Raw genomic sequence first — 26,566 nt, 5'->3', positions numbered from 1 at the left:
TTAAGTCGCTTGGCTATAGTGTCCTCTTTACGTGCACCATTGACGTAGAGAATCGAGATGGGCAGAAGGTTGGCGGGCACCAGAAATACGATGGCGCTGATCAAGGCCGCCCACGATTTTTGCAGGCTGTGGCGGCGACGTGCTCGTAATGGGGTATGGCAGCGAGGGCAGCGCCCTCGAGTGGGAATGGGGCGTGAGCTGGTGAAATGGCAGGCCAGACACAGGCGATAACGTTCCGGATTGATCACCGGATGCAGCCGGGGGTAGAAACGTAGCCAGAGTTGATCTGGATTCAGGTGAATCAAGGTTAACAGACTCAGCAGGGTCAAAGTGAGATAGGCCACCATGCCGTGGCCTATCTCAATATCGGAAAACTCGCGGATCTTGATGGCTGCAACGGCCAGCCCGACCAGATAAATATCGAGCATCATCCAGGCTTTCAATTTTTCCAGCAACAGCAGAATCGGCCGCAGATTCATACCAATGCGCGGAGCAAAAAAGAGATACAGCAGGGAAATCATCAGCGTAACCGGTACGCCTACGGTACAGAACGCCACCATACTGGCGGTGACCGGGTGTCCTTGCTGGGTCATCTGCCAGATGCCTTCAAACAGGCTGGCATTGATCGCGACACCCAGCAGTCGGATATCGAGCAGGGGGGCGGTATAGGCGAAAGGCATTAACAACAACATCGTCGTGGCCATCGCGGCCAGTCGTGTCATTGACCAATCGCGCCCTGAACCGACGCGGGTGGAACATCGCGGGCAGGTGGCATACTCCCCCTTTGCGCATTGCCGGAAGCAGAAACAGCATGTCGCAACCATGACAACGGTGATATAGCCAAGCGACTTAATTTTGATTACACCATATGGACTGAGAACAAACTCTCTGTATCGCAACCCATCTCTCTTTTTTTGCTTTTTGCTTGTGCCCATTTATGCTCAATTGGGTTAAGATCTGGCGAATATGTAGGCAAATACTCCACCATATACCCTGCATCGATGATGACTTGTTGAATATTATGTTTTTTGTGAAAAGTGGCATTGTCCATCATGATTACACTGTTTTTAGGGAGTACTGGGATAAGGACTTGTGTGACCCAGGCATAGAAAACATCGCTGTTAATATTGATATCAAATAATCCGATAGCAAACAGCGTTGTGCCTAATAAAGCGCCGATAACATTTGTTCTTCCCCTAGCTCCCCAGTTCTTCAGGCCAAAACACCGTTGACCTTTTGGGGAATAGCCGTGAGTCCGTGGGGCATCGTGTGAAAAACCACTTTCATCAATAAAAACAATAGGTTTACCTTCTTTTTCATACTGTTGTTTTTTTTGTTGAAATCCCTGCCGGGCGTTTTCGTCGGCTTTCGGATGACGTAGAGTTTTTTTTATAGGTCAATCCCAGCTTTTTAAGCGCTTGCCAAATGGCCTTCTGACAAACGCCAAAACGCTCTGCACGTTCTTTTTGGTAAGCATCTGGATATTGTTCAACATCTTTTATCAACTCGGATTTATCGATCTTTCGCTGACGCGTGGTCGATGCTTTTGACTCTATTTGATTAATCCAACGCGATACAGAGGCAGGGCCAATCCGAAATTGCTTCGCTGTTTCTCGGATACTCAACCCTTCGTTTTTCCGTGTAGATATCACTTTACGTCTAAAATCAATTGAATAGCTCATTTAAATAATGTAATCAAAATTAAGTCGTTTAGCTATAACGCCCATAGGCAACGCCAGAGCGTGCCTGGGGGACGGGCGGGCGCGGAGCGCTATGCGTGGCAGAACCCACTATGCTGTATATTTTCATTACGCCGGATTGCGCTGTGAAGGTCGTCAGCATCATAAAACTAGTTGCTGAATAGAGACTTGCATTTTTTGTCAGGCTATTGAGAATAAAAAGAGGTTTAACTTAGAGAATAAAGGTTTGAAATGATCAACAAAGAGCGGTTGTTACGAGATAATCGTTTATGTAAAGCAATCATTGGATTATCAGTCGAAGAATTGAAAAATTTAGCCGCTGAATTTTCAGCTTGTTATTTGATTTATCGGCAAAAGAATCGAAAAGATCACGAGCGGCAGATGGGTGGAGGGCAGAAAGGATTTATCCCAACCCCATTAGATAAACTGCTTTTTATTTTATTGTATTTAAAATGTTATCCGACCTATGATTTGCAAGGACTTCTTTTTGGTTTAGATAGAAAACGGGTATGTCGCTGGGTAAAAATATTATTGCCGGTTTTAGAGATGACCTTGGGGCGAGAATGTGTTTTGCCCGCTCGTCAAATTCGCTCTGCTGAGGAATTTTTTCGCGCCTTTCCTGGAGTTAAAGACGTCTTTATTGATGGGACAGAGCGACCTGTCCAAAAGCCTAAGAATCTGCGTCGGCGAAAAAAAATGTATTCGGGAAAGAAAAGACAGACCACTCGAAAAGGGCTTATTATGACTGACGAAACAAGGCAAATTGGATTTATCCCCATGAGCAAAAATGGGCGCCGTCACGATAAACGCTTACTCGATAAAGTCGATATAATTCGCCATATTCCTCCTGAGGTAACCATCTGGGCAGATACCGGTTTTCAAGGTATAGATAAACAGCATCCTAATACACAAATCCCAAAAAAAGGAACTCGAAAAAGACCTTTATCGCCTGAACAAAAACAAGAAAATAAAATAATCTCGGGCATCCGTATTACAGTTGAACACGCCATCGCGGGTATCAAGCGCCTCGGTTGCATGACCCAAATTTTACGGAATCGTAGACCCTTTATTGATGATACCTTCTTACTCCTTAGCGCCGGTCTTTGGAATTTCCATCTCAGAACAGCGTAAAATTTACTTCAATCACCGAAACACCCTTATTTCACTATTAAGCAACACGCTTATAGCCTACTTCCGGGGATGCACGGTAATTGAATGTGTAGGCGTGGTTTCAGGAAAATCAGATGTCTGGCTAGGGTGAATGAAATGTGCGCAATACGCTGACGAAGCGAATGTTGTTGTGGCATGCTGTGCAGTATGTCTCAATTCATCCTGTCACGTTTATGTGAATAAAAACGCAAAAGCGTATATTCTTCTTCTCTTGTGGGAGACGCTGCCGATGTTGTCAGGCAGGGTGATTGAAATTATGGGATTATGCCCCTGAGCTAACGATACGCGTTGCGTCAATCGGTTAGGGATGGAGTGATCCGGTATTTGGAAAAACTGAATTATTATTTATGAACAAACCATCATTTTATAGGGATCTTGTCAGCGATCTTACTGCTCTGATTACGGGTGAACGCCGCTTTATCACTATTTTGGCCAATAGCAGTGCGCTTTTGTTTGAGCGTCTGGAAGGCGTCAATTGGGCGGGTTTTTATCTTCTGGATGATGACACGCTGTTTCTTGGGCCATTTCAAGGTCGGGTTGCCTGTGTGCGCATTCCTGCGGGCAAAGGCGTTTGTGTGCGCGCGATTGCGGAGAACCTCATTCAAAGTGTCGATGATGTGCATGCCTTTCCTGGTCACATCGCCTGCGATGCCGCCAGTAATGCCGAGATCGTGTTGCCGCTTTCTGTCAACGGCCAACTGATTGGCGTGCTGGATATTGATAGCACGTCCTATGCGCGTTTTGACGCGGATGACGAAGAAGGTCTTAAAGCGCTGGTCGCCGTGCTCTGCGCACAATTGCAACAGAGCGATGTGCTGATTTTTATCAATTCTCTCACGCAGAGAGAAGGATAACGTAGCAATTGCTGATGGCGTCATTATAATGTCGCCTGTTCATGCCTGCGCTGGTTGGCAAACCCGTTGTAATCAGGAAATTTCATGGAAAATCAACCTAAGTTGAACAGTAGTAAAGATGTCATTGCCTTTTTGGCAGAACGGTTTCCGCTTTGTTTCACCACTGAAGGTGACACGCGGCCTTTGAAAATCGGTATTTTTCAGGATCTTGTCACGCGTGTGTCGGAGACTGACAGTGTGAGTAAAACGCAATTGCGTTCTGCGTTGCGCCTTTATACCTCCAGTTGGCGTTACCTGTACGGCATCAAGCTGGGTGCGCAACGTGTGGATCTGGATGGCAATCCGTGCGGTGAATTGGAACAGCAGCATGTCGATCACGCTCGCAAGCAGTTGGAAGAAGCGAAAGCGCGCGTTCAGGCGCAGCGAGCTGAACAGCAAGCGAAACGTCGTGCCGCAGGTGAAACCACCGATCAACCTGCGCGTCAGCGTAAACCTGCCCCGCGCCGCGAGCGCCCAGCAGCCGACAGTGCTCCGCGTCAACCTCGTACCACTGCGCCGCGTGCTTCCGCGCCTCGTCAGCCCAAAGCGGCTACCGAGCGTGCGCCGCAACCGCAGCGCGTTAACGTGACGGATATTACCGCCCTGAAAATTGGTCAAGAGATCAAAGTTAGAGCGGGTAAAGATGCCATGGACGCTACGGTGCTTGAGATTGCCAAAGGTGAAGTTCGGGTTCAACTGGCTTCCGGTCTGGCGATGATTGTGCGTGCAGAACACTTGCAGTTCTGATACGGAGGGCCAACCAGGGCATGAACACATTAATACGAATGACGGTGCTTGCTGCCGCATTGCTCGCAGGCGTGAGCGTGGCCAAAGAAGCACCTGTCTCACGCAGTGAAGCGATTGCGCGCAGTGAGATGATCACGCGTGCAGATCAGATTCCTCAACTGCACCAGGAACTTCAGCATGCCACCGAGAGCGTTCGCATCACACTGCGTTTCTTACGCTCGCACTACCGGCAGATAGCGCTCGATGAACAATTTTCCGAGAAAATTTTCAACCGCTATCTCAATATGCTGGACTACAGCCATAACGTGCTGTTGGCTTCCGATATTGCCGAATTTTCCAACCAAAAAGGGCAGTTAGGCGAAGATCTGAAAGGCGGCAAACTGGACGTGCCCTATGCGCTCTACAATCTAGCGCAAAAGCGCCGTTTCGAGCGCTTGCAATATGCCCTCTCAGTATTAGAAAAACCCATTGATCTCGCAGGAACAGACACCATCGAGCTGGATCGCAGCAAATCGCCGTGGCCGCAAAATGTCGGTGAGCTGAACCGCCTGTGGGATGCCAAAGTAAAATTTGACTTGCTGACGTTAAAACTCACCGGTAAAGACGACAAAGAGATCAAAGAAACGCTCACCAAGCGTTACCAGTTTGCTATCCGTCGTCTGGCGCAGAGCAACAGTGAAGACGTTTTTCAACTGGTGATGAATGCGTTTGCGCGAGTAATGGATCCCCACACCAGTTATTTATCACCGCGTAATACCGAGCAGTTCAATACCGACATGAGCCTTTCTCTGGAAGGTATCGGTGCGGTGTTGCAGATGGATGATGATTACACGGTTATCAATTCCATGGTGGCGGGTGGCCCGGCGGCAAAAAGTAAAAGCATCACCGTTGGCGATCGCATTGTCGGCGTCGGGCAAAACGGCGAACCGATGGTGGAAGTGATTGGCTGGCGACTTGATGACGTGGTGGCTTTGATTAAAGGCCCCAAAGGCAGCAAGGTGCGGCTTGAAATCTTGCCCGGTGGCAAAGGCACTAAAACCAAAACCGTCACCTTGACCCGTGAGCGTATTCGTCTGGAAGATCGCGCGGTGAAAATGTCGGTTAAAACCGTGGGCAAAGAGACCATCGGGGTGCTGGATATTCCCAGTTTTTACGTTGGCTTGACGGATGACGTCAAAGTGCAATTGCAAAAGCTGGAAGAACAGAATGTGAGCAGTATTGTCATCGACCTGCGCGGCAACGGCGGCGGTGCGCTGACCGAAGCGGTAGGACTTTCCGGTCTGTTTATTCCCAGTGGTCCGGTGGTGCAAATCCGTGACAACAACGGCAAGGTGCGCGAAGACAGCGATACTGATGGTGTGGTCTACTACAAAGGTCCACTGGTCGTGTTGGTTGACCGTTTCAGTGCGTCGGCATCGGAAATTTTCGCCGCCGCCATGCAAGACTACGGTCGCGCGTTGATTGTGGGTGAACCGACCTTCGGTAAAGGCACAGTGCAACAGTATCGCTCCTTGAACCGTATTTACGATCAGATGCTGCATCCGGCGTGGCAGGGATTGGGTTCGGTCTCCTACACCATTCAGAAGTTTTACCGTATTGATGGCGGTAGCACGCAGTTGCGCGGCGTCACGCCGGATATCTTGATGCCAACAGGCACAGAAGCGGTTGAAACCGGTGAGAAATTTGAAGACAACGCCTTGGTCTGGGACAGCATCAATGCGGCACGCTACGGTAAACTGGGTGATCTGAAACCCTTCATCAATGCATTGAAGGCGCAGCACCAGTCACGCGTTGCCAAAGATCCTGAATTCCAATATATCATTCAGGATGTTGCCCGTTACAACGCCAATAAAGAGAAACGTAATATCGTTTCCCTTAATTATGCTCAGCGTGAAAAAGAGAATAACGACGATGAAGCGCTACGCCTGAATCGTCTTAACGAACGCTTCAAACGCGAAGGCAAAAAGCCGCTGAAATCTCTGGATGATTTACCCAAGGATTATCAGGCCCCGGATGCCTATCTGGAAGAGACGGTGCATATTGCCAGCGATCTGTCGCACAACGTGAAATAATCTTACTTCATGTAATAAAACCCCCAGTCAGCCTAGCGGTTGACTGGGGGTTTTATTTTTAGTGTTTTCTGATGCTTTTATTCACCTCGGAAAGCGGGAATGAGCGATATTTAATTTTTGTTTGATGTGTATCAAGTATATTTATACCTGTGCATTTATCATTGATAATCGTTATTAATTTTGTTCTTTTTCTGAGCATTTACAGCAATTATACCGCATGTATTCACCCATGGGTTCTGCGGTTTCTCTTTAAGAGCCCAACTATGACGCCAGGTATACACACTCTTCTTGATATTCCCCTCAATGTCAGCGCTGTGGTTGCGCGAATTCGTCTCAGCGGTGAGTACCACCAGCGTTTACTGGAGTTAGGTATTCGCGTCGGGGGTGAAATTCGGGTTATTCAGCGTGAAGTAAATCAGCCGTTGATGCTGGCTGCGGGCGATGGCCGTATCGCGATTAATTGGGATATGGGCAAGCAGGTTTGGGTGGCACCGCAGGTTACCCAAGGTTGATGCCATCTGGCAGCAACAGGGTGGCATTCATTCAACGAGGAGTGGTATTCATGACAGAGGACGTATTTCCCGTAGGCAGTTCTTGGCGTGTGCAAGGTTACCAAAAAGGATCGGCAGATTACCGCAAGCGCCTGCTGGCGTTAGGGGTGACACCGGGCGTGATCTTCACGGTCACCCGGGTTGCGCCGTTGGGCGATCCTATCGAATTGCGTTTGCGTGGTGCTGCTATCAGCGTGCGCAAGAGTGAAGCACAAATATTGATCCTGGAGCCGTGCTGATTTTCAGGGTCTGGATTTGCCAGGTATGTGGATTGCAAGGCATGCCTGCCTGATAAAAGCTCGTTCGAGTAAGGAACCGTTATGGTCACACATCCCGTCATTGGTGTTGTTGGCAACCCCAATTGTGGCAAAACCACCCTGTTCAACCTGCTGACAGGGGGAAAACAAACGGTGGGGAATTGGCCCGGTGTCACCGTCGAGAAAAAGGTCGGTCAGTTCCTCTACAAAGGCCAACGTTTCACTCTGGTCGATCTTCCCGGAGTCTATTCGCTCAATCCGGCCTCGGAAAGCGCGGAGGATGAGCGCGTCACGCGTGATTATATCCTCTCCGGCGAAGCACATTTGATGCTGAATATTCTTGATGCGGCCAATCTTGAGCGAAACCTGTATCTGACGGCGCAGTTGCTGGACATGAACGTGCCAATGATCGTTGCGGTGAACATGATGGACATCGCCTCTTCGCGCAAGCTGGAGATCGATATTGCCGCTCTGCAAAACCGGCTAGGTTGCCCCGTGATTCCCATTACCGCCAGCCAAAACAAAGGGATGGATGTGTTGCGCCAGGTGTGCCTGTCCGCACTGTCGGATATTCGTTCACCCAATGTTGAAGTGCCTTATGATGCGGCGCTGAAAAATGCTGCGGTGCAAATGGCGTTGCATTTAACGGATATTCCAAGCGTAACTCATCCGTATTGGTTGGCGCTGCAATTGCTGGAAGGGGATGCCACGGTTCGCACTCGCTTACCGGCGCCGCTGTTGGCAGAGATGGATGCACAGGTTGCCACGCTCACAGAAACCTATGACGATGAACTGGATATCTTCCTTGCCGATGGGCGTTATCAGTTTGTCACCTCCATCGCCAATCAGGTGGTGATTCGCCGCAGCAACGTCTCCGCAACGCTCACTGATAAAATTGACCGTGTGGTGCTGCACCGCTTTTTCGGTATTCCTATCTTCCTGCTGGTGATGTACCTGATGTTTATCTTCACCATTAAGGTGGGGAGTGCATTTATCGATTTTTTCGATCAGTTTGTCGGCGCGCTGCTGGTGGATGGATTAGGGACGCTGTTGCGCGCTATCAACACACCAGAGTGGCTGGCGACGCTGGTGGCAGACGGTATTGGTGGGGGTATCCAAACGGTTTCCACCTTTATTCCGGTTATTGGCTGCCTGTATCTGTTCCTCTCCTATCTCGAAGACTCCGGGTACATGGCGCGAGCTGCGTTTGTTATGGATCGCTTCATGCGCAGCATTGGGCTGCCAGGCAAAGCGTTCGTGCCTTTGATTGTTGGCTTCGGTTGCAACGTGCCTGCTGTCATGGCCACGCGTACCATGGAGAAGCATAGCGATCGCATGGTCACGGTAATGATGGCACCCTTTATGTCGTGCGGGGCGCGCTTACCTGTCTATGTGCTGTTTGCGACGGCATTGTTTACCAGCGGCGGACAGAATTTGGTATTCGGACTCTATCTGGTTGGTATTTTTGCCGCTATCGCCACCGGCTTTATGCTGAAAAACACCGCGCTACAAGGCGATGCATCAGCGTTTGTCATGGAGATCCCTCCGTACCATTTACCGGGGCTACGCAGCGTATTGATCCGCACCTGGGATCGGCTCAAGGGGTTTATTCTGCGTGCAGGTAAGCTGATTGTCGTGGTTGTAACTGTGCTCAGTTTTTTCAACTCCATGGGCACCGACGGGTCGTTTGGCAATCAGGACAGTGATAAATCAGTGCTTTCCTCCATCGGGCAGAAAATTGTTCCAGTGTTCGCGCCAATGGGGATAAAAGCGGAAAACTGGCCTGCCGCTGTCGGTGTTTTCACCGGCATTTTCGCCAAAGAAGCGGTGGTGGGCACACTGGATTCACTGTATGGCGCGATGGCTGACAGCCAGTCCGGTGAGCAGGAACAGGACACACCGTTTAATCTGGGCGACAGCGTTGTTGCTGCACTGGCAACCATTCCGGAGAATCTAGCCAAACTCGGTGGTGAACTTCTCGATCCGTTGGGCATCAACGTTGGCGATTTGAGCGATACCGCCGCCGTAGCAGAACAGAACGAATTTTCCGTCTCATCGCTGGATATCATTGTGCACCTGTTCGATGGTCGCTTGGGCGCGGTAGCCTACTTACTGATGGTCTTGCTGTATGTGCCTTGCGTCGCGGCATTATCCGCTATCTGGCGTGAAGTGGGTACGGCATGGGCGCTGTTCTGTTTCGTGTGGACGATAGAGCTGGGCTATGGTGCTGCGGTGCTGGTGTATCAGGCAGGGCGGTTTGCTAACCATCCCCTTTATTCTGCCTCGGCTATCGCGGCGGTGCTTGCCGTGTGGGCAATAACCGTCTTTTTCCTGCGCCGCAATGGCAACTTAAGGCAGCAATCTGCGGTGGTGCGAGCAGCGTAAAACCATGGCCGTGCGAGTCAGGAGGATGAGATGACACTGATTGAACTGCGCAATTTTGTGAAGCAAAGGCAACGCGTTTCGTTGCAAGAGATCAGCCAACGCTTCCACGTCGAAACCGGCGTGGTTGAAGGCATGATAGCGCTCTGGGTTCAGAAGGGAAAAATCAGCAGCCACGAAAACACCAGTGGCGGTTGTAGCGGCTGTTGTTCCTGTGAGAAAGGACTACGGCTTTACTATGAATGGGTCGGGTGATTATTCATCATAAAAGGCTAGCCGCGCTATGCGGCTAGCCTTCACGGATTAACGGCCGGCTTTCAACTGTTGAAAATAGTTTTCATACAGCGTGCTGGCGTTGCCAACGTCGTTTTGCCATTCCCCTTTCTGAATTGTCGCTTCATCTGGGTAGAGCGTCTTGTCATTTGCTACCTCAGCGGGCAGTAATTTTTTTGCTGCCAGATTAGGCGTCGGGTAACCGATGGTTTCGGCAACCTTTGCCGCCACATCCGGACGCAACAAGAAGTCGATGAGCTTCATGGCACCCTCTTTGTTCTTGGCGTTGGCAGGGATCGCCAAACTGTCCATCCAGAAGATGCCACCCTCTTTCGGCCAGATAACGTCGAGCGGCGTGCCCGATTGGCGGGCTACGTAAGCAGAGCCGTTACAGACCATACCCAGATTGACTTCGCCCTCGATAAACGGGTTACCGGGGTTATCGGAGTTAAAGGTGAGCACGTTTGGCATCAGCGTCTTTAACTCGGTATAGGCGGCTTCAATCTCTTTCGGATCGGTGGTATTGGCCGAGTAACCCAGTTTACGTAACGCAATCTGAAACACTTCACGGGCATCGTCGGTCAGCAACAGGCTGCCTTTATACTTCGCATCCCAAAAATCACTCCAGCCGGTTACCGTTGCCGGGTCGATGGCTTCCCGGTTGATGCTGTAGTGGTCAACTAAATTTGGCCACCCTACCTGACTGTTGATGGAACAGCCGTTCTGATTCATTTGGTGTTAACCCACCGTTATACCAGTGAGGTCTGACATCGCTATAATAATGGGTTATGTAGCGAATAATGGATGATTGAGCAGTACTAAAGCTTTGGTAGCCAGTCGTTGGCACCCATTCAGTCTTCAGACTACGGAAGAATCGCTCCATCGGACTATTATCCCAACAATTTCCTCTGCGACTCATACTTTGGGTCATCTGATAACGCCACAATGCCTGCCTATACTGACGACTGGTGTAATGGCTTCCTTGGTCACTATGAAACATGACTTGTTTGGGATGCCCACGCAGTTCCCAAGCCATTTGTAGTGCTTTGGCTGTTAATTCTGAATCTGGCGAAAACGACATTGCCCAACCCACGGGTTTTCGGGCAAATAAATCTAATACCACCGCCAGATACGCCCATCGGTCGCCTGTCCAAATATAGGTTACATCGCCGCACCAAACCTGGTCAGGCTTGGTCACAGCGAACTGCCTATTGAGCAGATTTGGAATATCAATACGTTCATTTCCACCGCGGTTGTATTGATGTTTTCTTGTTTGGCAACTAACGAGGGTTAATTCTTTCATCAACTTACCCGCTAACCACCGCCCAAGTTTCACGTCGTGTGTATTGGTAACCATCGTGGCGATAGTCCTTGCGCCCGCAGACCCGCCACTAACGTTCCACGCTTCGCTGACCAGGCTACGTTTTATCGTCCGCTCAATATCTGGCTCCTTAGGTCGACACCAATAGCGATAACTGCTTCGGTGAACATTAAAAATACGACACAACGCTTTCACTGGATAAAGCGCTCTTAGCTTTTCAACTACCGAGAATTTTTCAGTGAGTCGGACATTAAGAGCGCAGTAGCCTTTTTTAAGATGGCATTCTCCATTTCCAGTCGGTGGATTTTTTTCTTCATTTCTCTGAACTCAATTTGTTCAGGTGTTAATGGCAGACCAGGCGATGTTTTCCCTTGACGTTCTAAACGAAGGGCTCTTACCCACCGGCTAATCGCTGAAAGACTGACGTTCATGGCTTTCGCGGCTTCCTGGTAGGTATAATTTTGGTCAAGGACTAATTTGGCGGTTTCACATTTAAATTCAGCAGTAATTATTTTACTCATTTTGGCACCTATAAAAATTATGAGGTAAGCATATCACCTCTACTTAGGTGGCCAAATTCAGTATGCCACTACAACCAGCGGCTCCTGCCAGCAGCGCTCGCTCAGCACCGTTCGCTTCAGCAGTTCTGCTGCATACTCGCCGCTTTCGACCGGGTACACCTCATAACCCACTATTTTGCGACTGAACACATCTTCTATGAGATACAGGTAGAACCAGTGACCCGCCGTCAGCGACTTCAGCCAGGTGATGTCCCACGACCACACCTGGTTCGGCGCGATCGCCTTCCATGTCGACAGCGGCTTACTTTGCGGGGCCTGCTGACGCCCGCGATGACTGACCTCTCCGGCACGGCGCAACACCCGGTAAAACGTCGATTCACTGGCAACGTAACGCCCCTCATCGGCTAGTGCCGGTACGATTTGCGCCGGCGACAGACTGGCGAATCGTGGCTCATGGCAGATGGCCAGCACCTGCTGTTCCGCTTCAGCACTGAGCCTGTTTTTCGGCATCGGCCGTGATGCCGTCGGTCGCCTGTCGTCAGGACTTAGCCGCCAGCGCTGGAACGTCCGCTCGCTAATACCTACAGGCCCCATTCCCAGTCGAAATGCAACAAAGTGACCCACTGGCCAGACCCGGATAAAATCACCGTTCTGGCCCTACTGGAGATCCCGTTGCATGCAGGGAAAACATCTGACTCACAAAGAGCGGTTCTACATCGAAAAACGGCGTGGTGATGGGGTTAACCAGGCCACCATCGCCCGGGAACTGGAGCTTCCTCGTTCTACCATCAGCAGGGAACTCAGACGCAATACCGACGCCGCTTTCAACGGGGTCTATTCCTGCAGAAGGGCCGAAACGTTGGCCAGAGGGCGGCGGCAGAAAACACGGCCGGACAGCGTGATTAACCAGCTTGAACCGCACATTCAGGACTTTAAGCGTGTTGCTTAATAGTGAAATAAGGGTGTTTCGGTGATTGAAGTAAATTTTACGCTGTTCTGAGATGGAAATTCCAAAGACCGGCGCTAAGGAGTAAGAAGGTATCATCAATAAAGGGTCTACGATTCCGTAAAATTTGGGTCATGCAACCGAGGCGCTTGATACCCGCGATGGCGTGTTCAACTGTAATACGGATGCCCGAGATTATTTTATTTTCTTGTTTTTGTTCAGGCGATAAAGGTCTTTTTCGAGTTCCTTTTTTTGGGATTTGTGTATTAGGATGCTGTTTATCTATACCTTGAAAACCGGTATCTGCCCAGATGGTTACCTCAGGAGGAATATGGCGAATTATATCGACTTTATCGAGTAAGCGTTTATCGTGACGGCGCCCATTTTTGCTCATGGGGATAAATCCAATTTGCCTTGTTTCGTCAGTCATAATAAGCCCTTTTCGAGTGGTCTGTCTTTTCTTTCCCGAATACATTTTTTTTCGCCGACGCAGATTCTTAGGCTTTTGGACAGGTCGCTCTGTCCCATCAATAAAGACGTCTTTAACTCCAGGAAAGGCGCGAAAAAATTCCTCAGCAGAGCGAATTTGACGAGCGGGCAAAACACATTCTCGCCCCAAGGTCATCTCTAAAACCGGCAATAATATTTTTACCCAGCGACATACCCGTGTTCTATCTAAACCAAAAAGAAGCCCTTGCAAATCATAGGTCGGATAACATTTTAAATACAATAAAATAAAAAGCAGTTTATCTAATGGGGTTGGGATAAATCCTTTCTGCCCTGCACCCATCTGCCGCTCGTGATCTTTTCGATTCTTTTTCCGATAAATCAAATAACAAGCTGAAAATTCAGCGGCTAAATTTTTCAATTCTTCGACTGATAATCCAATGATTGCTTTACATAAACGATTATCTCGTAACAACCGCTCTTTGTTGATCATTTCAAACCTTTATTCTCTAAGTTAAACCTCTTTTTATTCTCAATAGCCTGACAAAAAATGCAAGTCTCTATTCAGCAACTAGTTTTTTATCAGAACGGCGCTGTCTACCCACACCTCACCTGAGGTCATCAGTGGGCGCCTGGTCCTGGAATTTGGCCTGTCCGTCAGCAAGAACTCGCTCTATCGCTATATCCAGCAGGAGCGCCGGGCCGGCGGTGAGCTGTATCAGCAGCTCCCTCATCGGGGTAAACGGTATAACTATCAGACCGATGAGAACAAACGCGGTCCTATTCCCAACCGTGTTGGCATTGAGCAGCGGCCGGCCGTTGCTGACCTCAAGCAGGAACCCGGGCATTTCGAGATTGACACCATCTTTGGCAAAGATCAGAAATCATTCCTGCTGACGGTGGTCGATAAAGCCGTCAAGCTGGTCATCATTCGCAAACTGCCCAACAAGCGAGCAGAGACAGTGGTAGCGGCCTTCAGGGACATCGTTGCCAATATAGCTAAACGACTTAATTTTGATTACATTATTTAAATGAGCTATTCAATTGATTTTAGACGTAAAGTGATATCTACACGGAAAAACGAAGGGTTGAGTATCCGAGAAACAGCGAAGCAATTTCGGATTGGCCCTGCCTCTGTATCGCGTTGGATTAATCAAATAGAGTCAAAAGCATCGACCACGCGTCAGCGAAAGATCGATAAATCCGAGTTGATAAAAGATGTTGAACAATATCCAGATGCTTACCAAAAAGAACGTGCAGAGCGTTTTGGCGTTTGTCAGAAGGCCATTTGGCAAGCGCTTAAAAAGCTGGGATTGACCTATAAAAAAACTCTACGTCATCCGAAAGCCGACGAAAACGCCCGGCAGGGATTTCAACAAAAAAAACAACAGTATGAAAAAGAAGGTAAACCTATTGTTTTTATTGATGAAAGTGGTTTTTCACACGATGCCCCACGGACTCACGGCTATTCCCCAAAAGGTCAACGGTGTTTTGGCCTGAAGAACTGGGGAGCTAGGGGAAGAACAAATGTTATCGGCGCTTTATTAGGCACAACGCTGTTTGCTATCGGATTATTTGATATCAATATTAACAGCGATGTTTTCTATGCCTGGGTCACACAAGTCCTTATCCCAGTACTCCCTAAAAACAGTGTAATCATGATGGACAATGCCACTTTTCACAAAAAACATAATATTCAACAAGTCATCATCGATGCAGGGTATATGGTGGAGTATTTGCCTACATATTCGCCAGATCTTAACCCAATTGAGCATAAATGGGCACAAGCAAAAAGCAAAAAAAGAGAGATGGGTTGCGATACAGAGAGTTTGTTCTCAGTCCATATGGTGTAATCAAAATTAAGTCGCTTGGCTATACCTTCTGCGAGTTTAAAACCCTGACTGCTGACAACGGTTCTGAATTTTCCCAGCACGGGGAAATTACAAAAGTCACGGGGGCACCGGTCTACTTTGCCCGGCCATATCATTCCTGGGAACGCGGGTTGAATGAGCATACCAACGGGCTGATACGGCGTTTTTACCCGAAGGGAACGGACTTCAATTATGTCACCCATCGCAAGGTTGCAGCACTCGAACACCTGCTCAATACGCGAGGCAGAAAATCGCTGGGTTATCGTTCTCCAAATGAGGTATTTTTAACGCACTTACAGGCGGCATAATGCCCTACCGTTTTGTTGCGTTTCGACTGGGAATGGGCCACGGGGTCTATTCCTGCAGAAGGGCCGAAACGTTGGCCAGAGGGCGGCGGCAGAAAACACGGCCGGACAGCGTGATTAACCAGCTTGAACCGCACATTCAGGACTTTATCAGAACGGCGCTGTCTACCCACACCTCACCTGAGGTCATCAGTGGGCGCCTGGTCCTGGAATTTGGCCTGTCCGTCAGCAAGAACTCGCTCTATCGCTATATCCAGCAGGAGCGCCGGGCCGGCGGTGAGCTGTATCAGCAGCTCCCTCATCGGGGTAAACGGTATAACTATCAGACCGATGAGAACAAACGCGGTCCTATTCCCAACCGTGTTGGCATTGAGCAGCGGCCGGCCGTTGCTGACCTCAAGCAGGAACCCGGGCATTTCGAGATTGACACCATCTTTGGCAAAGATCAGAAATCATTCCTGCTGACGGTGGTCGATAAAGCCGTCAAGCTGGTCATCATTCGCAAACTGCCCAACAAGCGAGCAGAGACAGTGGTAGCGGCCTTCAGGGACATCGTTGCCAATACCTTCTGCGAGTTTAAAACCCTGACTGCTGACAACGGTTCTGAATTTTCCCAGCACGGGGAAATTACAAAAGTCACGGGGGCACCGGTCTACTTTGCCCGGCCATATCATTCCTGGGAACGCGGGTTGAATGAGCATACCAACGGGCTGATACGGCGTTTTTACCCGAAGGGAACGGACTTCAATTATGTCACCCATCGCAAGGTTGCAGCACTCGAACACCTGCTCAATACGCGAGGCAGAAAATCGCTGGGTTATCGTTCTCCAAATGAGGTATTTTTAACGCACTTACAGGCGGCATAATGCCCTACCGTTTTGTTGCGTTTCGACTGGGAATGGGGCCAGTTGATAATCCATACCATGTGTTCCAACAAAGGGGTGCGGTAAGAGTATAACCATTTCAGCGGTGGAGTTGCAGCACGGAGCAGCTATACGGTGACAACTCGCCGAGGTTAGTCAGGATGCGGATGCTGGCGGCCAAAAATGGTTTCAACGCGGGCACCACCAAGAACACTGTCGGTGATGATAATTTCCCCTTCATATTGCTCGATAATATCCAGCGCGACGGAGAGCCCAATGCCCTGACCGGGGCGCAGCGTATCCGCCCGTTGACCACGTTGGAAAATCATTTCACGTTGGCTGCGCAGTATGCCAGGGCCATCATCATCGATCAGCAGATGCAGGCGATGGTCCGAATACTGTGCGCTCACTTCAACAAACTCAAGACTGTATTTGCAGGCATTATCGAGTACGTTACCCAGCACTTCCATAAAGTCGTTTTTCTCGCCGACAAAGGTCAATTCCGGGGAAATATCCAATGTGATGACGACGCCTTTACGCTGATACACTTTGTTTAGCGCGGAACAAAGGCCATCCAGCAATGCCGGAACGGAGTGCACCTCACGCAGCAACAGATTGTGCTCATAACGCATACTCGCGCGATGAAGATAGTAACCTATCTGCTGTGAGATGCGGCTGATTTGCGCCAGCATCACCGGTTCTGCCTGCTCAATATGCACTTCTTTATCCGTACGTAACGCACGTAATGTAGTTTGGAGCACCGCAAGCGGCGTTTTCAGGCTATGCGTTAGATCCGTTAGTGCCGTACGGTATTTTTGATAACGTTTACGTTCGTTATTGAGAAGAATGTTGAGGTTGCGCACCAGACTATAGAGCTCACGCGGTGGATTCTCATCAAGCTGTTCTCGGGTGCCATTTTCTAAATCGGCAACCTGTTCTGCCAGCGTCTTAATGGGGTGCAAGCTCCAGTGGGCGGCTAGCCAGAGTAAGGGCAGTACTAGCAGTAAATTGGCGATAAAAACATAGCTAAACCATTCCCAGACCATATCTGCCTGTTGCAGTTCCTGGGGAATTTTATCAATCACGACGATGGTTAGTGCGGGCAGACTTTCTGTAGCCGGATAGGTATTGACCGCGATGGAGTGGGTGAACGGTGTTTCTTCCACTTTACTGATAAAGCGGGTTAGCTTGCTGAGGACTTGTGCATCACCTTTGAGTACCGCACTGCTGGTCTGGGTGTTGGTATCCAGTTCGTGATAATCGGTTTTTGTCAGCCACTCGGGTTTGATCAGCGCTTCCAGTTCCGGTACTTCGCGTTCGCGCCAGAGCATTTTGCCGTCTTGATCGTAAATCAGCACCAGCGTGGGATAGCTGATATCCATGTCGGAGGGCATGGTGACGCTAAGCTGATGATCCTTGCACTGCGCCAGTCGATAAAACAAGTTGCTTTCGCCGCGCAGTAAACGGAATGACGTTTTATCGAAACTTACGCTGTAGCCAATTATAGCGACGGCCCCGTAAGACAGCGACAGGGCCAGCACTATAGCGACAGCAGCAAGCAGAAAACGAACACGTAAGGAGAATGGCAGTCTTTTTACACGCATGGCTATGAAGAGGCGACCAAATCAAAACGATAGCCTTGGCCTCGTACGGTAGTGATGACGTCGGCATCATACACCAGTTGCAATTTTTTGCGCAGACGTCCCATCAACACATCAATAGTGTGGCTTTCACGCAATTCTGCATCAGGATAAAGTTGCAGCATGAGTGACTCCTTGCTGACTACCTTACCGTTGTTACGAATCAGCGTCTCAATAATCGTGTATTCAAATGCCGTGAGTTTAATCGGTGTACCCTCCACCATTAATTCACGACGCGACAGATCAATTTCGAACGGTGGTAAACTGATTAACTGGGAAGCCAGACCGCTGTTGCGTCGCATCAGCGCCTGCATTCGTGCAACGACTTCCTCAAGATGAAAGGGTTTCGTCACATAATCATCAGCACCAGCTTCAAGCACCGCCACTTTATCCTGCCAGCTTTCTCGCGCTGTTAGCACCAAAATGGGCAGCTTCACTTGCTGATTGCGCCAACGGCGAATCAGCGTCATACCATCTTCAACAGGCAATCCCAGGTCCAGAATAGCGATATCAGGGGCATGTTCATGCAGGAAATAATCCGCTTCTTTAGCATCGGCAGCCGCATCAACCTGATGGCCCATTTCTTTCATCTGAACGGTGAGGTGATGGCGCAGCAACACATTATCTTCAACAACCAGTACGCGCATGACTTTATCCTTCATTGAACTAGACGAACCGGGCTATGCCTCCTAATTCTAACAAAAAAAGCAGAATTGAGCATCGGCGGTGGCGATGTGAATTATCCACAATCGCAGTAAACTAAATGTAAACAAACGTCGAGGGAATGGAGAAAAAGCCTAACGCGAACCAATAATCACTCGTAAAAGGGACACGAGGGGCCGTTACCCCCCCGTGCTTACGCGTTACTTTAACGTGTCTACCAGCGTCACTGCATGACCAATATAGCTCGCAGGCGTCATTGCCTTGAGGCGTGTTTTTTCTTCCTCTGGCAGCGCGAGACTGTCGATAAAGGCCTGAATGCCAGCACCGTCAATGCGTTTTCCACGCGTCAGTTCTTTCAGCTTCTCGTAAGGCTTCTCAATGCCATAACGGCGCATGACCGTTTGGATAGGTTCTGCCAGCACTTCCCAATTGCTGTCCAGCTCATCCAGCAGACGATCGCCGTTCACTTCCAGTTTGCTAATGCCCTTCAGTGTAGCTTGATAAGCGATTAGCGCATAACCGATGCCGACACCCAGATTACGAAGTACGGTTGAATCGGTTAAATCACGCTGCCAGCGTGACACAGGTAACTTAGTCGCCAAATGGCACAGCACAGCATTGGCCAATCCCAGATTGCCTTCGGAATTTTCAAAGTCGATCGGGTTCACCTTGTGCGGCATCGTGGAAGAACCAATTTCACCCGCGATGGTTTTCTGCTTGAAGTGATTCAGTGCAATATAGCCCCAGATATCTCGATCGAAATCGATCAGAATGGTATTGAAGCGGGCTACACAATCAAACAGTTCCGCGATGTAGTCGTGAGGTTCTATCTGTGTGGTGTAGGGATTCCACTGGATACCCAGCGAGGTTACAAAGCTTTCGCTGAATGCATGCCAATCCAGTGTCGGATAAGCGGCCAAATGCGCGTTGTAGTTACCCACTGCTCCATTGATTTTGCCAAGAATTTCGACCTGTTGCAGTTGACGATATTGGCGCTCCATGCGGTAAACCACGTTAGCGAACTCTTTGCCGATAGTCGACGGCGTTGCAGGCTGACCGTGGGTACGGCAGAGCAGGGGAATGTCGCGATACTGCTGCGCCAACGTTTTAAGGGCATCAATAATTTGGCGCCAGAACGGCTGAATCACCTCACGACGTGCGCAATCCAGCATCAATGCGTGAGACAGGTTGTTAATATCTTCTGACGTACAGGCGAAATGGATAAATTCATTGACTGCGTGCAGGCTAGGCACCGCCGCGACTTTTTCCTTGAGAAAATACTCTACGGCTTTCACATCATGATTGGTCGTACGTTCGATGGTTTTGATTCGCGCGGCGTCAGTTTCATTGAATTCTGCGACAATTTTATCAAGGAAAGCGTTTGCGTCGGCGTCAAATGCAGGAACTTCCTTGATTTCTGCACAGGCTGCCAATTTTTGCAGCCAGCGGACTTCAACCTGCACACGAAATTTCAGCAAACCAAATTCACTGAAAATAGCGCGTAACGTGCTGACTTTATCACCGTAGCGACCATCAATCGGGGACACGGCGGTCAGTGAGGATAATTCCATCGCAAGCAACTCCTGGGGTGTATTTATCAAAGTATAGGTTTAACAACACATAAATTAAAAACGATAACATCAGCAACGTTTAGGTGTTGTGATGATGCATGGGCGGCCACAACGCTGTTTCTTATATCGCAATCGGCCGCCTACGGATTAACAACGGGCCAGCATCTGTTTGGCTTCTTTTACCAAACGTGCGCGAGAAAACATCAGTTGCAAACGCCCACCGCCGACCTGTTGCCACAGCACGGCTGCACGGATACCCGCCAACAACGCGGCGCGCACTTTGGCCTGCACCTGCGCGTTTTTCAGCACTTCCGGGGAACCGGTGACCTGAATTCGCGGACCCAGTGCACTGATGACGTCGACATAAATCCCTGCCAGAGCACTGATAATCGTCTCTGACATCAGCTCAAAATGCTCGAGTTGTCGTGAAAGTTGGCTAATACGGTTACCCAACTCATCAAGCGCTGCACCATTGCCGCTTAACTTGCGCTCAAGGGCAATCAAACTAAAGGCATAGCGGGATAATTCTGCACCTACGCCTTTGACACTGCTGTTTAAAATACCTAGCAAGGTTTCCAATCCAACCTTTAGGTTGCGCTCATCGCCACCAAATACTGCTACGGTAGAGCCGGGATTCATATCCAACATGCTGTTGAGCGAGGTTTGCAGTACGTCATTATCACAGTGGCCATTGTGCGCCAACTGTTGAACCAGATGGGCAGATTGGCAAACGCCAGCCAGTGCCAGCGTGATGTCCTGATAATTTTTAGCCACAGGTTACTCCTGTACTCGTTCTTCGATGATGCCGCCGCCAAGGCAAACCTCTCCCTGATAAAACACCGCGGATTGACCCGGCGTGACGGCAGCAACCGGTGCATCAAAGCGAACACTGATGCGTTCGCTGTCCAGTGGGGTCACCGTACAGGGAATGTCTTCCTGACGATATCGCGTTTTCACGACGCAGCGGAAAGGTTCAAGGCGCGGTTGGCGATCGACCCAATGCAACTGTTGTGCGATGAGCCCCTGTGACATCAGGCGTGGGTGGTCGTGTCCTTGTGCAACATACAGAATATTATTCGTGACATCTTTATCAACCACATACCAAGGATCTTCGCTGCCCTCTTTGACACCGCCGATGCCTAACCCTTTGCGCTGTCCCAGCGTGTGGTACATCAAGCCCTGATGTTGCCCCATGGGTTTGCCATCATCAACGGACAGGATAGGTCCCGGTTGTGCAGGCAAGTAGCGCGCCAGAAAATCTCGAAATTTGCGTTCACCGATAAAGCAGATACCGGTGGAATCTTTCTTCTGCGCAGTTGCCAGGCCAAGGCGTTCTGCGATATGGCGCACCTCAGGTTTTTCCAACTCTCCCACAGGGGACAGGCTTTGTGAGATTTGCTGGTGGCTAAGCGTGTAAAGGAAATAACTCTGATCTTTGTTGCTGTCTTTGCCGCGTAACAAACGCGTGGCGCAGCCGCTGTCATGGCGTCGAACATAGTGGCCGGTAGCGATATAGTCGGCCCCTAAGTCTTCGGCGGCAAACTCCAAAAACGCTTTGAATTTTATCTCTTTGTTACACAGAATATCGGGGTTGGGCGTGCGGCCGGCACGGTATTCCGCCAGAAAATGTTCAAACACATTATCCCAATATTCCGCAGCAAAATTGACGGTGTGTAGCACAATGCCCAATTTGTCGCATACGGCTTGCGCATCGGCCAGATCGGTAGCGGCAGAGCAATACTCGGTGTCATCGTCTTCCTCCCAGTTCTTCATGAACAGGCCTTCAACCTGATAACCCTGTTGCTGTAACAGGTAGGCGGAAACGGAAGAATCGACACCGCCGGACATCCCGACAATGATTTTTTTCTGGCTGTTATCTGACATGGGCGTCTCACGAACTGAAGTGCTGGCGCGCGGCTCATAGGACTTCAACGCGTCAGCATGAAAAACAAGCGGCATATTTTATCATGATGTTGTCAGGGCTGCATGGCTAATCCTGCGCATTGGGTATTTCAAAATGCCAGTTAAAGGCTCCCAACAGGCTGAGCGGGTAGCGTTCTGACGTCTGATAGCAGCGAATACTTTCTGCTACCAGCGGCGATCGCAACTGCGTGGAATGCAGGATCTCCTCAGCGGCGAGCCAGTGGCAGCAACTGATATCGCTGTCATGTGGGGTGGTTGGACGTCTTGCTGGGAGATCAATGGTAAAGCAAAAACGCAGAAACGGAGTATGGTCGGGGGCAATCCATTGGTGAAGACGCAGAAAAAACTGCGGCGTGGCGCTGATGCCGGTTTCCTCCCACAGTTCGCGTCGAGCTGCCTGAATCAGTGTTTCGTTAGCCTCAAGGTGTCCCGCGGGCTGGTTCCAGGTTGCCTTACCGCGAATCTCTTCCTCAACGATTAAAAAATGGTTTTCTGCCTGTACAACACAGGCCACGGTAACATGCGGTTTAAACATCTATAATCTCTCTCCAGGTGCCAGGCGGTAGATGTTCCAGTGTCTGATTGGCCATACCTTAACTTATCAGGCGTAGGGTTGGATAGCCTCTGTGCGCGGTCATGCGATGAACCTGACGGTTTCGCCCCTCATGTAGCGTGATTTTTAGCCAACTGTATGTAACCGTTTTTCTTTCGCGAATCTGCGGCACGCGTGCCCATAGCCACTCAGGGACAGCAACAATTTCTGCGCCAGCGGGCAATGTCATGCCATCTTTCAACAGCAAGCCGCGACGAAGTTGCTGCAGATCCGTCTCTGTCGGGGTGCCTTCTACCTGAACATAATAGATTTTCGCGGTTTTTTTCCCCCGGTTGAGTGAGTCGGGCTTGCAGTTTTCCGTCATTAGTGAGAATCATTAGACCCTCGCTATCACGATCCAACCGCCCAGCGGCATAAATATCAGGAAAAGGGATATAGTCTTTCAGGGTGGTGCGGCCTGCTTCATCGGTAAACTGCGGAAGCACGTCAAAAGGTTTGTTGAACAGAACGATACGGCGCGGCGCAGTGGAAACCGCGCGTTTACGTGAAGTTTGCGAGATGAATCGCTTAAAGTTTTGATTTTTAACCGAGAATTTATTCATCATCTTTATAGCCGAGAGTTACAAAGGCATTATACTCGAAATGGTTTGCGATTGGCGCGGGCAAAATATTCAAGTAGTATTGACGCGCATCTTACAAATCATTAACAAAATTGCGCTCGAAGGAGAGGTTAATGGAAAGCAAAGTAGTTGTACCAACAGACGGACAAAAAATCACTGTTGATGCCCAAGGTAAGCTGAACGTTCCTAATAATCCGATCATCCCCTTTATCGAAGGCGACGGTATCGGCGTGGATGTGACTCCTGCGATGATCAATGTTGTTAATGCCGCAGTGAAAAAAGCTTATGACGGCAAGCGCGCTATCTCATGGATGGAAATCTACACCGGTGAAAAATCCACCCAAGTGTATGGCAACGATGTCTGGTTGCCGGAAGAGACGCTGGATTTGATTCGTGACTACCGTGTCGCCATCAAAGGCCCATTGACGACGCCGGTCGGCGGCGGTATCCGTTCTCTGAACGTTGCTCTGCGTCAACAACTGGATCTTTATATCTGCCTGCGTCCGGTTCGTTATTACGAAGGTACACCAAGCCCGGTTAAACAGCCTGAGCTGACTGATATGGTGATCTTCCGTGAAAACTCCGAAGACATTTATGCGGGGATCGAGTGGAAAGCCGGTACCGCAGAAGCTGACAAGGTGATCAAATTCCTGCGTGACGAGATTGGTGTGAGCAAAATCCGCTTCCCGCAACAGTGTAGTATTGGCATCAAGCCGTGCTCGGAAGAGGGAACCAAGCGTCTGGTACGTGCCGCCATTGAGTACGCTATCGTCAACGATCGTGAATCTGTGACGTTAGTCCACAAGGGCAACATCATGAAATTCACCGAGGGCGCGTTTAAAGATTGGGGCTACCAGTTGGCGCGTGACGAATTCGGCGGTGAGCTGATCGACGGTGGACCGTGGGTTAACATCAAGAACCCGAACAGCGGCAAAGACATTATCATCAAGGATGTGATTGCCGATGCGTTCCTGCAACAGATTCTGCTGCGTCCTGCCGAGTACGACGTTATCGCTTGTATGAACCTGAACGGTGACTACATTTCTGATGCGCTGGCGGCTCAGGTCGGCGGTATTGGTATCGCACCCGGTGCCAACATTGGTGATGAATGCGCGCTTTTCGAAGCGACTCACGGCACAGCACCGAAATATGCCGGTCAGGATAAAGTGAACCCCGGTTCAGTCATTCTTTCCGCTGAAATGATGCTGCGCCACATGCACTGGTTCGAAGCGGCCGACCTGATTGTTAAGGGTATGGAAGGCGCGATCAAGAACAAGACTGTGACCTACGATTTCGAACGTCAGCTGGAAGGCGCTAAGCTGCGGAAATGTAGTGAGTTTGCTCAGGACATCATCGATAACATGTAATCGACTTGTTGCGATAAAGATCGGCGGGGGCGTGCTGCTTCCGCTGATTTTTAACATCGAAAAAATCATTCAGTAAAATCCCAGTAAAATCCCTCAGTAAAATAGATTAAAAAATCACCGCATCAGTAACAGCCTTTCAACCCGACTTCACCTGAATTGTTAACCAATCTTTACCGCGATCATCGCTGTACGCATCGGTCTGATGCTGCGATTTATGCCCCAGCAGATGCCGGGTATCGACATCACCTTGTTCCCGATATAGCCGCTCGGACAACGAACGCTGCTCATTAAAGGTGGGCGGCGTACCGTTTTCCCAACTCAATCCTGTTTTATCTCTGGCCTTACTAGGCTGTGTCCCTTAATTACGTAACCGGGCGTAAAACAAGCGGATGCAGCCCAGTTTCACCATTGCTAGATAGTTTCTTGCCGTTTTTTCATAACGTGTGGCAATCCGTCTATATTCCTTTAAACGGCCAAAACATCTTTCTACAACGTCGCGACGGCGATAAGCATCACGATAAAGTTGTGAGCGGAGTCTGTAAAGAATTTCGTGTAAATGGCTCCATCGCTTAACCGGAAATCCGATCTCCATACATCAACATGAATTGGCTCATAGCCGGTTTCCAGTCTCTGATTGGTAGGGTCCATTTAGCCGAGATATTATGTAAGGCTAGATAGAATAATTTTAGCACCGAGTCATCCGTTGGAAATATTCGTCGCGTTTTCGTTATCTTGCGCAATGAAGCATTTAACGACTCTATCGCGTTGGTGGTGTAGATAACCTTGCGAATCTCCGGCGGAAAATCAAAAATGACGATGAGACGTTCCCAATTATTTCTCCACGATGGGCTGATCGTCGGGAACTGCTCATCCCATTTGTCCGCGAAGGCATCCAGGGCCTCTTCAGCGCCCTCTAGCGTTGCGGAACTATAGATAGTGCGGAGGTCAGCAGCAACGGCTTTACGCTCTTTCCAGCCGACGTAGCGCAGCGAGTTCCGCACCTGATGCACGATGCAGAGCTGTACCCGCGTATGCGGGTAAACAGCTTCAATGGCATCAGGAAAGCCCTTCAGGCCATCGCAGCAGGCGATGAAGATGTCCTGTAGCCCACGATTTTTCAGTTCTGTCATTACAGATAACCAGAACTTGGCCCCCTCGGTTTTGGCTATCCATAACCCCAGCAGCTCTTTTTCGCCCTGGCCGTTGATGCCTAGAGCCAAGTAAACAGACTTGTTGGTCACGGCTCCGCCGTCCTGGCTTTTGACCACAATACAGTCAAGGTAAACAATGGGATAAAACGCATCCAGCGGCCGTTGCTGCCAGCGCTTAACGTCATCCATCACGGCATTGGTCACTTGAGAAATGAAGCCAGCGGAAACATCGACCCCGTAGACTTCTTTAAAGTGAGCCTGAATATCACGGGTTGATAGCCCTCTGGAATAGAGAGAAATAATGCGGTCATCGAAGCCGTTAAGCTGCTTTTCGTGCTTACCGATCAGTGTCGGCTCGAAAGTACTGTTGCGGTCGCGCGGAATATCGAGCTCGAGCGCCCCATTTTGGCTACAAGCGTGTTGCTTAATAGTGAAATAAGGGTGTTTCGGTGATTGAAGTAAATTTTACGCTGTTCTGAGATGGAAATTCCAAAGACCGGCGCTAAGGAGTAAGAAGGTATCATCAATAAAGGGTCTACGATTCCGTAAAATTTGGGTCATGCAACCGAGGCGCTTGATACCCGCGATGGCGTGTTTAACTGTAATACGGATGCCCGAGATTATTTTATTTTCTTGTTTTTGTTCAGGCGATAAAGGTCTTTTTCGAGTTCCTTTTTTTGGGATTTGTGTATTAGGATGCTGTGAGACTGTAAAATAATCTGTGTAAATGGCATTTTGAGGAAAACCTTCAGAGGACAA

The 26,566-nt window shown here is 49.6% G+C and carries 26 protein-coding genes and 6 pseudogenes; 14 read left to right on the top strand and 18 right to left on the bottom strand.

What is annotated here, in order from left to right:
• Positions 1-14: 14 nt before the first annotated feature.
• The 3 genes and pseudogenes from ACQGXV_RS32720 to ACQGXV_RS32710 all read right to left on the bottom strand — a co-directional run.
• Positions 15-831 (bottom strand): annotated as a pseudogene (locus ACQGXV_RS32720) (PqiA/YebS family transporter subunit); the annotation flags it as partial.
• A 28-nt stretch (positions 832-859) separates the two neighbouring features.
• Positions 860-1,393, bottom strand: a complete 534-nt coding sequence (locus ACQGXV_RS32715) for an IS630 family transposase (protein WP_440862665.1) — start codon at positions 1,391-1,393, stop codon at positions 860-862.
• Positions 1,317-1,682 carry an IS630 transposase-related protein gene (locus tag ACQGXV_RS32710; protein ID WP_440862584.1) on the bottom strand — a complete coding sequence of 122 codons (366 nt, stop codon included), beginning with the start codon at positions 1,680-1,682 and terminating at the stop codon, positions 1,317-1,319. Before ACQGXV_RS32710 ends, ACQGXV_RS32715 begins: the two co-directional genes overlap by 77 nt.
• A gap of 249 nt (positions 1,683-1,931) precedes the next feature.
• Between ACQGXV_RS32710 and ACQGXV_RS32705 the strand changes: the two genes are divergently transcribed.
• The 8 genes from ACQGXV_RS32705 (at position 1,932) to ACQGXV_RS32670 (ending at position 10,027) form a co-directional block, all read left to right on the top strand.
• On the top strand, positions 1,932-2,831 hold the full coding sequence (locus ACQGXV_RS32705) for a transposase family protein (protein ID WP_440863873.1): 900 nt from the start codon (positions 1,932-1,934) through the stop codon (positions 2,829-2,831).
• A gap of 386 nt (positions 2,832-3,217) precedes the next feature.
• Complete coding sequence (locus ACQGXV_RS32700; protein WP_440864348.1) at positions 3,218-3,724, top strand: GAF domain-containing protein; 507 nt, start codon at positions 3,218-3,220, stop codon at positions 3,722-3,724.
• Positions 3,725-3,808: 84 nt separating this feature from the next.
• Positions 3,809-4,510 carry an RNA chaperone ProQ gene (gene proQ / locus ACQGXV_RS32695; protein WP_440864347.1) on the top strand — a complete coding sequence of 234 codons (702 nt, stop codon included), beginning with the start codon at positions 3,809-3,811 and terminating at the stop codon, positions 4,508-4,510.
• A gap of 20 nt (positions 4,511-4,530) precedes the next feature.
• Positions 4,531-6,582, top strand: a complete 2,052-nt coding sequence (prc, locus tag ACQGXV_RS32690; RefSeq protein WP_440864346.1) for a carboxy terminal-processing peptidase — start codon at positions 4,531-4,533, stop codon at positions 6,580-6,582.
• Positions 6,583-6,845: 263 nt separating this feature from the next.
• Positions 6,846-7,094, top strand: a complete 249-nt coding sequence (locus tag ACQGXV_RS32685) for a FeoA family protein (RefSeq protein WP_440864345.1) — start codon at positions 6,846-6,848, stop codon at positions 7,092-7,094.
• A gap of 50 nt (positions 7,095-7,144) precedes the next feature.
• Entirely contained in the window at positions 7,145-7,372 is a 228-nt protein-coding gene (locus ACQGXV_RS32680) for a FeoA family protein (protein WP_440864344.1), read from the top strand.
• A gap of 81 nt (positions 7,373-7,453) precedes the next feature.
• Positions 7,454-9,775, top strand: a complete 2,322-nt coding sequence (feoB, locus tag ACQGXV_RS32675; RefSeq protein WP_440864343.1) for a Fe(2+) transporter permease subunit FeoB — start codon at positions 7,454-7,456, stop codon at positions 9,773-9,775.
• Between the two features lie 30 nt (positions 9,776-9,805).
• Positions 9,806-10,027, top strand: a complete 222-nt coding sequence (locus tag ACQGXV_RS32670; RefSeq protein ID WP_440864342.1) for a FeoC-like transcriptional regulator — start codon at positions 9,806-9,808, stop codon at positions 10,025-10,027.
• Positions 10,028-10,075: 48 nt separating this feature from the next.
• Here the strand turns inward: ACQGXV_RS32670 and ACQGXV_RS32665 are convergent.
• The 3 genes and pseudogenes from ACQGXV_RS32665 to ACQGXV_RS32655 form a co-directional block, all read right to left on the bottom strand.
• Positions 10,076-10,711, bottom strand: a pseudogene (locus ACQGXV_RS32665) (extracellular solute-binding protein); the annotation flags it as partial.
• 10 nt (positions 10,712-10,721) lie between these two features.
• A protein-coding gene (locus ACQGXV_RS32660; RefSeq protein WP_440864341.1) for an IS3 family transposase occupies positions 10,722-11,887 on the bottom strand; the annotation gives its coding sequence in 2 pieces (ribosomal slippage) (positions 10,722-11,644 and positions 11,644-11,887; 1,167 coding nt in all).
• A gap of 57 nt (positions 11,888-11,944) precedes the next feature.
• Positions 11,945-12,481, bottom strand: a complete 537-nt coding sequence (locus ACQGXV_RS32655) for a helix-turn-helix domain-containing protein (RefSeq protein ID WP_440864340.1) — start codon at positions 12,479-12,481, stop codon at positions 11,945-11,947.
• An 82-nt stretch (positions 12,482-12,563) separates the two neighbouring features.
• On the opposite strand from ACQGXV_RS32655, the gene ACQGXV_RS32650 reads away from it, so the two are divergent.
• Positions 12,564-12,836 carry a helix-turn-helix domain-containing protein gene (locus tag ACQGXV_RS32650; protein WP_440864339.1) on the top strand — a complete coding sequence of 91 codons (273 nt, stop codon included), beginning with the start codon at positions 12,564-12,566 and terminating at the stop codon, positions 12,834-12,836.
• 37 nt (positions 12,837-12,873) lie between these two features.
• Here ACQGXV_RS32650 and ACQGXV_RS32645 read toward each other — a convergent pair whose 3' ends face one another.
• On the bottom strand, positions 12,874-13,773 hold the full coding sequence (locus ACQGXV_RS32645; protein WP_440862939.1) for a transposase family protein: 900 nt from the start codon (positions 13,771-13,773) through the stop codon (positions 12,874-12,876).
• Between the two features lie 88 nt (positions 13,774-13,861).
• On the opposite strand from ACQGXV_RS32645, the gene ACQGXV_RS32640 reads away from it, so the two are divergent.
• The 4 genes and pseudogenes from ACQGXV_RS32640 to ACQGXV_RS32625 all read left to right on the top strand — a co-directional run bounded on the left by ACQGXV_RS32640 (position 13,862) and on the right by ACQGXV_RS32625 (position 16,322).
• Positions 13,862-14,311 (top strand): IS30 family transposase, encoded by a 450-nt coding sequence (locus tag ACQGXV_RS32640; RefSeq protein ID WP_440867767.1) that lies wholly within the window; start codon positions 13,862-13,864, stop codon positions 14,309-14,311.
• Positions 14,312-15,133: an IS630 family transposase gene (locus ACQGXV_RS32635; protein WP_440864113.1), complete on the top strand. Its 822-nt coding sequence runs from the start codon at positions 14,312-14,314 to the stop codon at positions 15,131-15,133.
• 38 nt (positions 15,134-15,171) lie between these two features.
• A pseudogene (locus ACQGXV_RS32630) lies at positions 15,172-15,459 on the top strand (IS30 family transposase); the annotation flags it as partial.
• Positions 15,459-16,322: an IS30 family transposase gene (locus ACQGXV_RS32625; protein ID WP_440864338.1), complete on the top strand. Its 864-nt coding sequence runs from the start codon at positions 15,459-15,461 to the stop codon at positions 16,320-16,322. The pseudogene ACQGXV_RS32630 and the gene ACQGXV_RS32625, both read left to right, overlap by 1 nt.
• Positions 16,323-16,471: 149 nt before the next feature.
• Here ACQGXV_RS32625 and phoQ read toward each other — a convergent pair whose 3' ends face one another.
• The 7 genes and pseudogenes from phoQ to rluE all read right to left on the bottom strand — a co-directional run bounded on the left by phoQ (position 16,472) and on the right by rluE (position 23,271).
• Positions 16,472-17,923: a two-component system sensor histidine kinase PhoQ gene (phoQ, locus tag ACQGXV_RS32620; protein ID WP_440864337.1), complete on the bottom strand. Its 1,452-nt coding sequence runs from the start codon at positions 17,921-17,923 to the stop codon at positions 16,472-16,474.
• A 2-nt stretch (positions 17,924-17,925) separates the two neighbouring features.
• Complete coding sequence (phoP, locus tag ACQGXV_RS32615) at positions 17,926-18,606, bottom strand: two-component system response regulator PhoP (RefSeq protein WP_440864336.1); 681 nt, start codon at positions 18,604-18,606, stop codon at positions 17,926-17,928.
• A 216-nt stretch (positions 18,607-18,822) separates the two neighbouring features.
• Positions 18,823-20,193, bottom strand: coding sequence for an adenylosuccinate lyase (gene purB / locus ACQGXV_RS32610; RefSeq protein ID WP_440864335.1), 1,371 nt, complete (start codon positions 20,191-20,193; stop codon positions 18,823-18,825).
• A 147-nt stretch (positions 20,194-20,340) separates the two neighbouring features.
• Entirely contained in the window at positions 20,341-20,967 is a 627-nt protein-coding gene (gene hflD, locus ACQGXV_RS32605; RefSeq protein WP_440864334.1) for a high frequency lysogenization protein HflD, read from the bottom strand.
• A 3-nt stretch (positions 20,968-20,970) separates the two neighbouring features.
• Positions 20,971-22,077, bottom strand: coding sequence for a tRNA 2-thiouridine(34) synthase MnmA (mnmA, locus tag ACQGXV_RS32600; protein ID WP_440867766.1), 1,107 nt, complete (start codon positions 22,075-22,077; stop codon positions 20,971-20,973).
• A 106-nt stretch (positions 22,078-22,183) separates the two neighbouring features.
• Positions 22,184-22,651: an NUDIX hydrolase gene (locus tag ACQGXV_RS32595; protein WP_440864333.1), complete on the bottom strand. Its 468-nt coding sequence runs from the start codon at positions 22,649-22,651 to the stop codon at positions 22,184-22,186.
• Positions 22,644-23,271, bottom strand: a pseudogene (rluE, locus tag ACQGXV_RS32590) (23S rRNA pseudouridine(2457) synthase RluE). The gene ACQGXV_RS32595 and the pseudogene rluE overlap by 8 nt, the downstream one beginning before the upstream one ends.
• A 131-nt stretch (positions 23,272-23,402) precedes the next feature.
• Between rluE and icd the strand changes: the two are divergent.
• Positions 23,403-24,656 (top strand): NADP-dependent isocitrate dehydrogenase, encoded by a 1,254-nt coding sequence (icd, locus tag ACQGXV_RS32585; RefSeq protein WP_440864332.1) that lies wholly within the window; start codon positions 23,403-23,405, stop codon positions 24,654-24,656.
• A 136-nt stretch (positions 24,657-24,792) separates the two neighbouring features.
• Here the strand turns inward: icd and ACQGXV_RS32580 are convergent.
• The 4 genes and pseudogenes from ACQGXV_RS32580 to ACQGXV_RS32565 all read right to left on the bottom strand — a co-directional run.
• Positions 24,793-24,999 (bottom strand): annotated as a pseudogene (locus ACQGXV_RS32580) (integrase); the annotation flags it as partial.
• 15 nt (positions 25,000-25,014) lie between these two features.
• A complete protein-coding gene (locus tag ACQGXV_RS32575) occupies positions 25,015-25,203 on the bottom strand; it encodes a transposase (RefSeq protein WP_440867765.1) in 189 nt (62 codons plus the stop codon).
• 22 nt (positions 25,204-25,225) lie between these two features.
• A pseudogene (locus tag ACQGXV_RS32570) lies at positions 25,226-26,215 on the bottom strand (IS256 family transposase); the annotation flags it as partial.
• A gap of 57 nt (positions 26,216-26,272) precedes the next feature.
• A complete protein-coding gene (locus tag ACQGXV_RS32565; protein WP_440864331.1) occupies positions 26,273-26,566 on the bottom strand; it encodes a transposase family protein in 294 nt (97 codons plus the stop codon).

Origin of the sequence: Symbiopectobacterium purcellii (genome assembly GCF_052050035.1) — a bacterium.
Classification (GTDB): domain Bacteria; phylum Pseudomonadota; class Gammaproteobacteria; order Enterobacterales; family Enterobacteriaceae; genus Symbiopectobacterium; species Symbiopectobacterium purcellii_A.
This window is presented reverse-complemented; position numbering and strand designations above follow the sequence as displayed.

Excerpts from the sequence above, each read along its gene's own strand:
- ACQGXV_RS32710 (WP_440862584.1), bottom strand. The coding sequence starts at position 1,682 with ATGAGCTATTCAATTGATTTTAGACGTAAAGTGATATCTACACGGAAA.
- phoP (WP_440864336.1), bottom strand. The coding sequence starts at position 18,606 with ATGCGCGTACTGGTTGTTGAAGATAATGTGTTGCTGCGCCATCACCTC.
- ACQGXV_RS32670 (WP_440864342.1), top strand. The coding sequence starts at position 9,806 with ATGACACTGATTGAACTGCGCAATTTTGTGAAGCAAAGGCAACGCGTT.
- prc (WP_440864346.1), top strand. The coding sequence starts at position 4,531 with ATGAACACATTAATACGAATGACGGTGCTTGCTGCCGCATTGCTCGCA.
- ACQGXV_RS32645 (WP_440862939.1), bottom strand. The coding sequence starts at position 13,773 with ATGATCAACAAAGAGCGGTTGTTACGAGATAATCGTTTATGTAAAGCA.
- ACQGXV_RS32680 (WP_440864344.1), top strand. The coding sequence starts at position 7,145 with ATGACAGAGGACGTATTTCCCGTAGGCAGTTCTTGGCGTGTGCAAGGT.
- feoB (WP_440864343.1), top strand. The coding sequence starts at position 7,454 with ATGGTCACACATCCCGTCATTGGTGTTGTTGGCAACCCCAATTGTGGC.
- ACQGXV_RS32635 (WP_440864113.1), top strand. The coding sequence starts at position 14,312 with ATGAGCTATTCAATTGATTTTAGACGTAAAGTGATATCTACACGGAAA.
- phoQ (WP_440864337.1), bottom strand. The coding sequence starts at position 17,923 with ATGCGTGTAAAAAGACTGCCATTCTCCTTACGTGTTCGTTTTCTGCTT.
- ACQGXV_RS32705 (WP_440863873.1), top strand. The coding sequence starts at position 1,932 with ATGATCAACAAAGAGCGGTTGTTACGAGATAATCGTTTATGTAAAGCA.
- purB (WP_440864335.1), bottom strand. The coding sequence starts at position 20,193 with ATGGAATTATCCTCACTGACCGCCGTGTCCCCGATTGATGGTCGCTAC.
- ACQGXV_RS32700 (WP_440864348.1), top strand. The coding sequence starts at position 3,218 with ATGAACAAACCATCATTTTATAGGGATCTTGTCAGCGATCTTACTGCT.
- ACQGXV_RS32655 (WP_440864340.1), bottom strand. The coding sequence starts at position 12,481 with ATGGGGCCTGTAGGTATTAGCGAGCGGACGTTCCAGCGCTGGCGGCTA.
- ACQGXV_RS32685 (WP_440864345.1), top strand. The coding sequence starts at position 6,846 with ATGACGCCAGGTATACACACTCTTCTTGATATTCCCCTCAATGTCAGC.
- mnmA (WP_440867766.1), bottom strand. The coding sequence starts at position 22,077 with ATGTCAGATAACAGCCAGAAAAAAATCATTGTCGGGATGTCCGGCGGT.
- proQ (WP_440864347.1), top strand. The coding sequence starts at position 3,809 with ATGGAAAATCAACCTAAGTTGAACAGTAGTAAAGATGTCATTGCCTTT.
- ACQGXV_RS32650 (WP_440864339.1), top strand. The coding sequence starts at position 12,564 with ATGCAGGGAAAACATCTGACTCACAAAGAGCGGTTCTACATCGAAAAA.
- icd (WP_440864332.1), top strand. The coding sequence starts at position 23,403 with ATGGAAAGCAAAGTAGTTGTACCAACAGACGGACAAAAAATCACTGTT.
- ACQGXV_RS32595 (WP_440864333.1), bottom strand. The coding sequence starts at position 22,651 with ATGTTTAAACCGCATGTTACCGTGGCCTGTGTTGTACAGGCAGAAAAC.
- ACQGXV_RS32625 (WP_440864338.1), top strand. The coding sequence starts at position 15,459 with ATGCCCTACCGTTTTGTTGCGTTTCGACTGGGAATGGGCCACGGGGTC.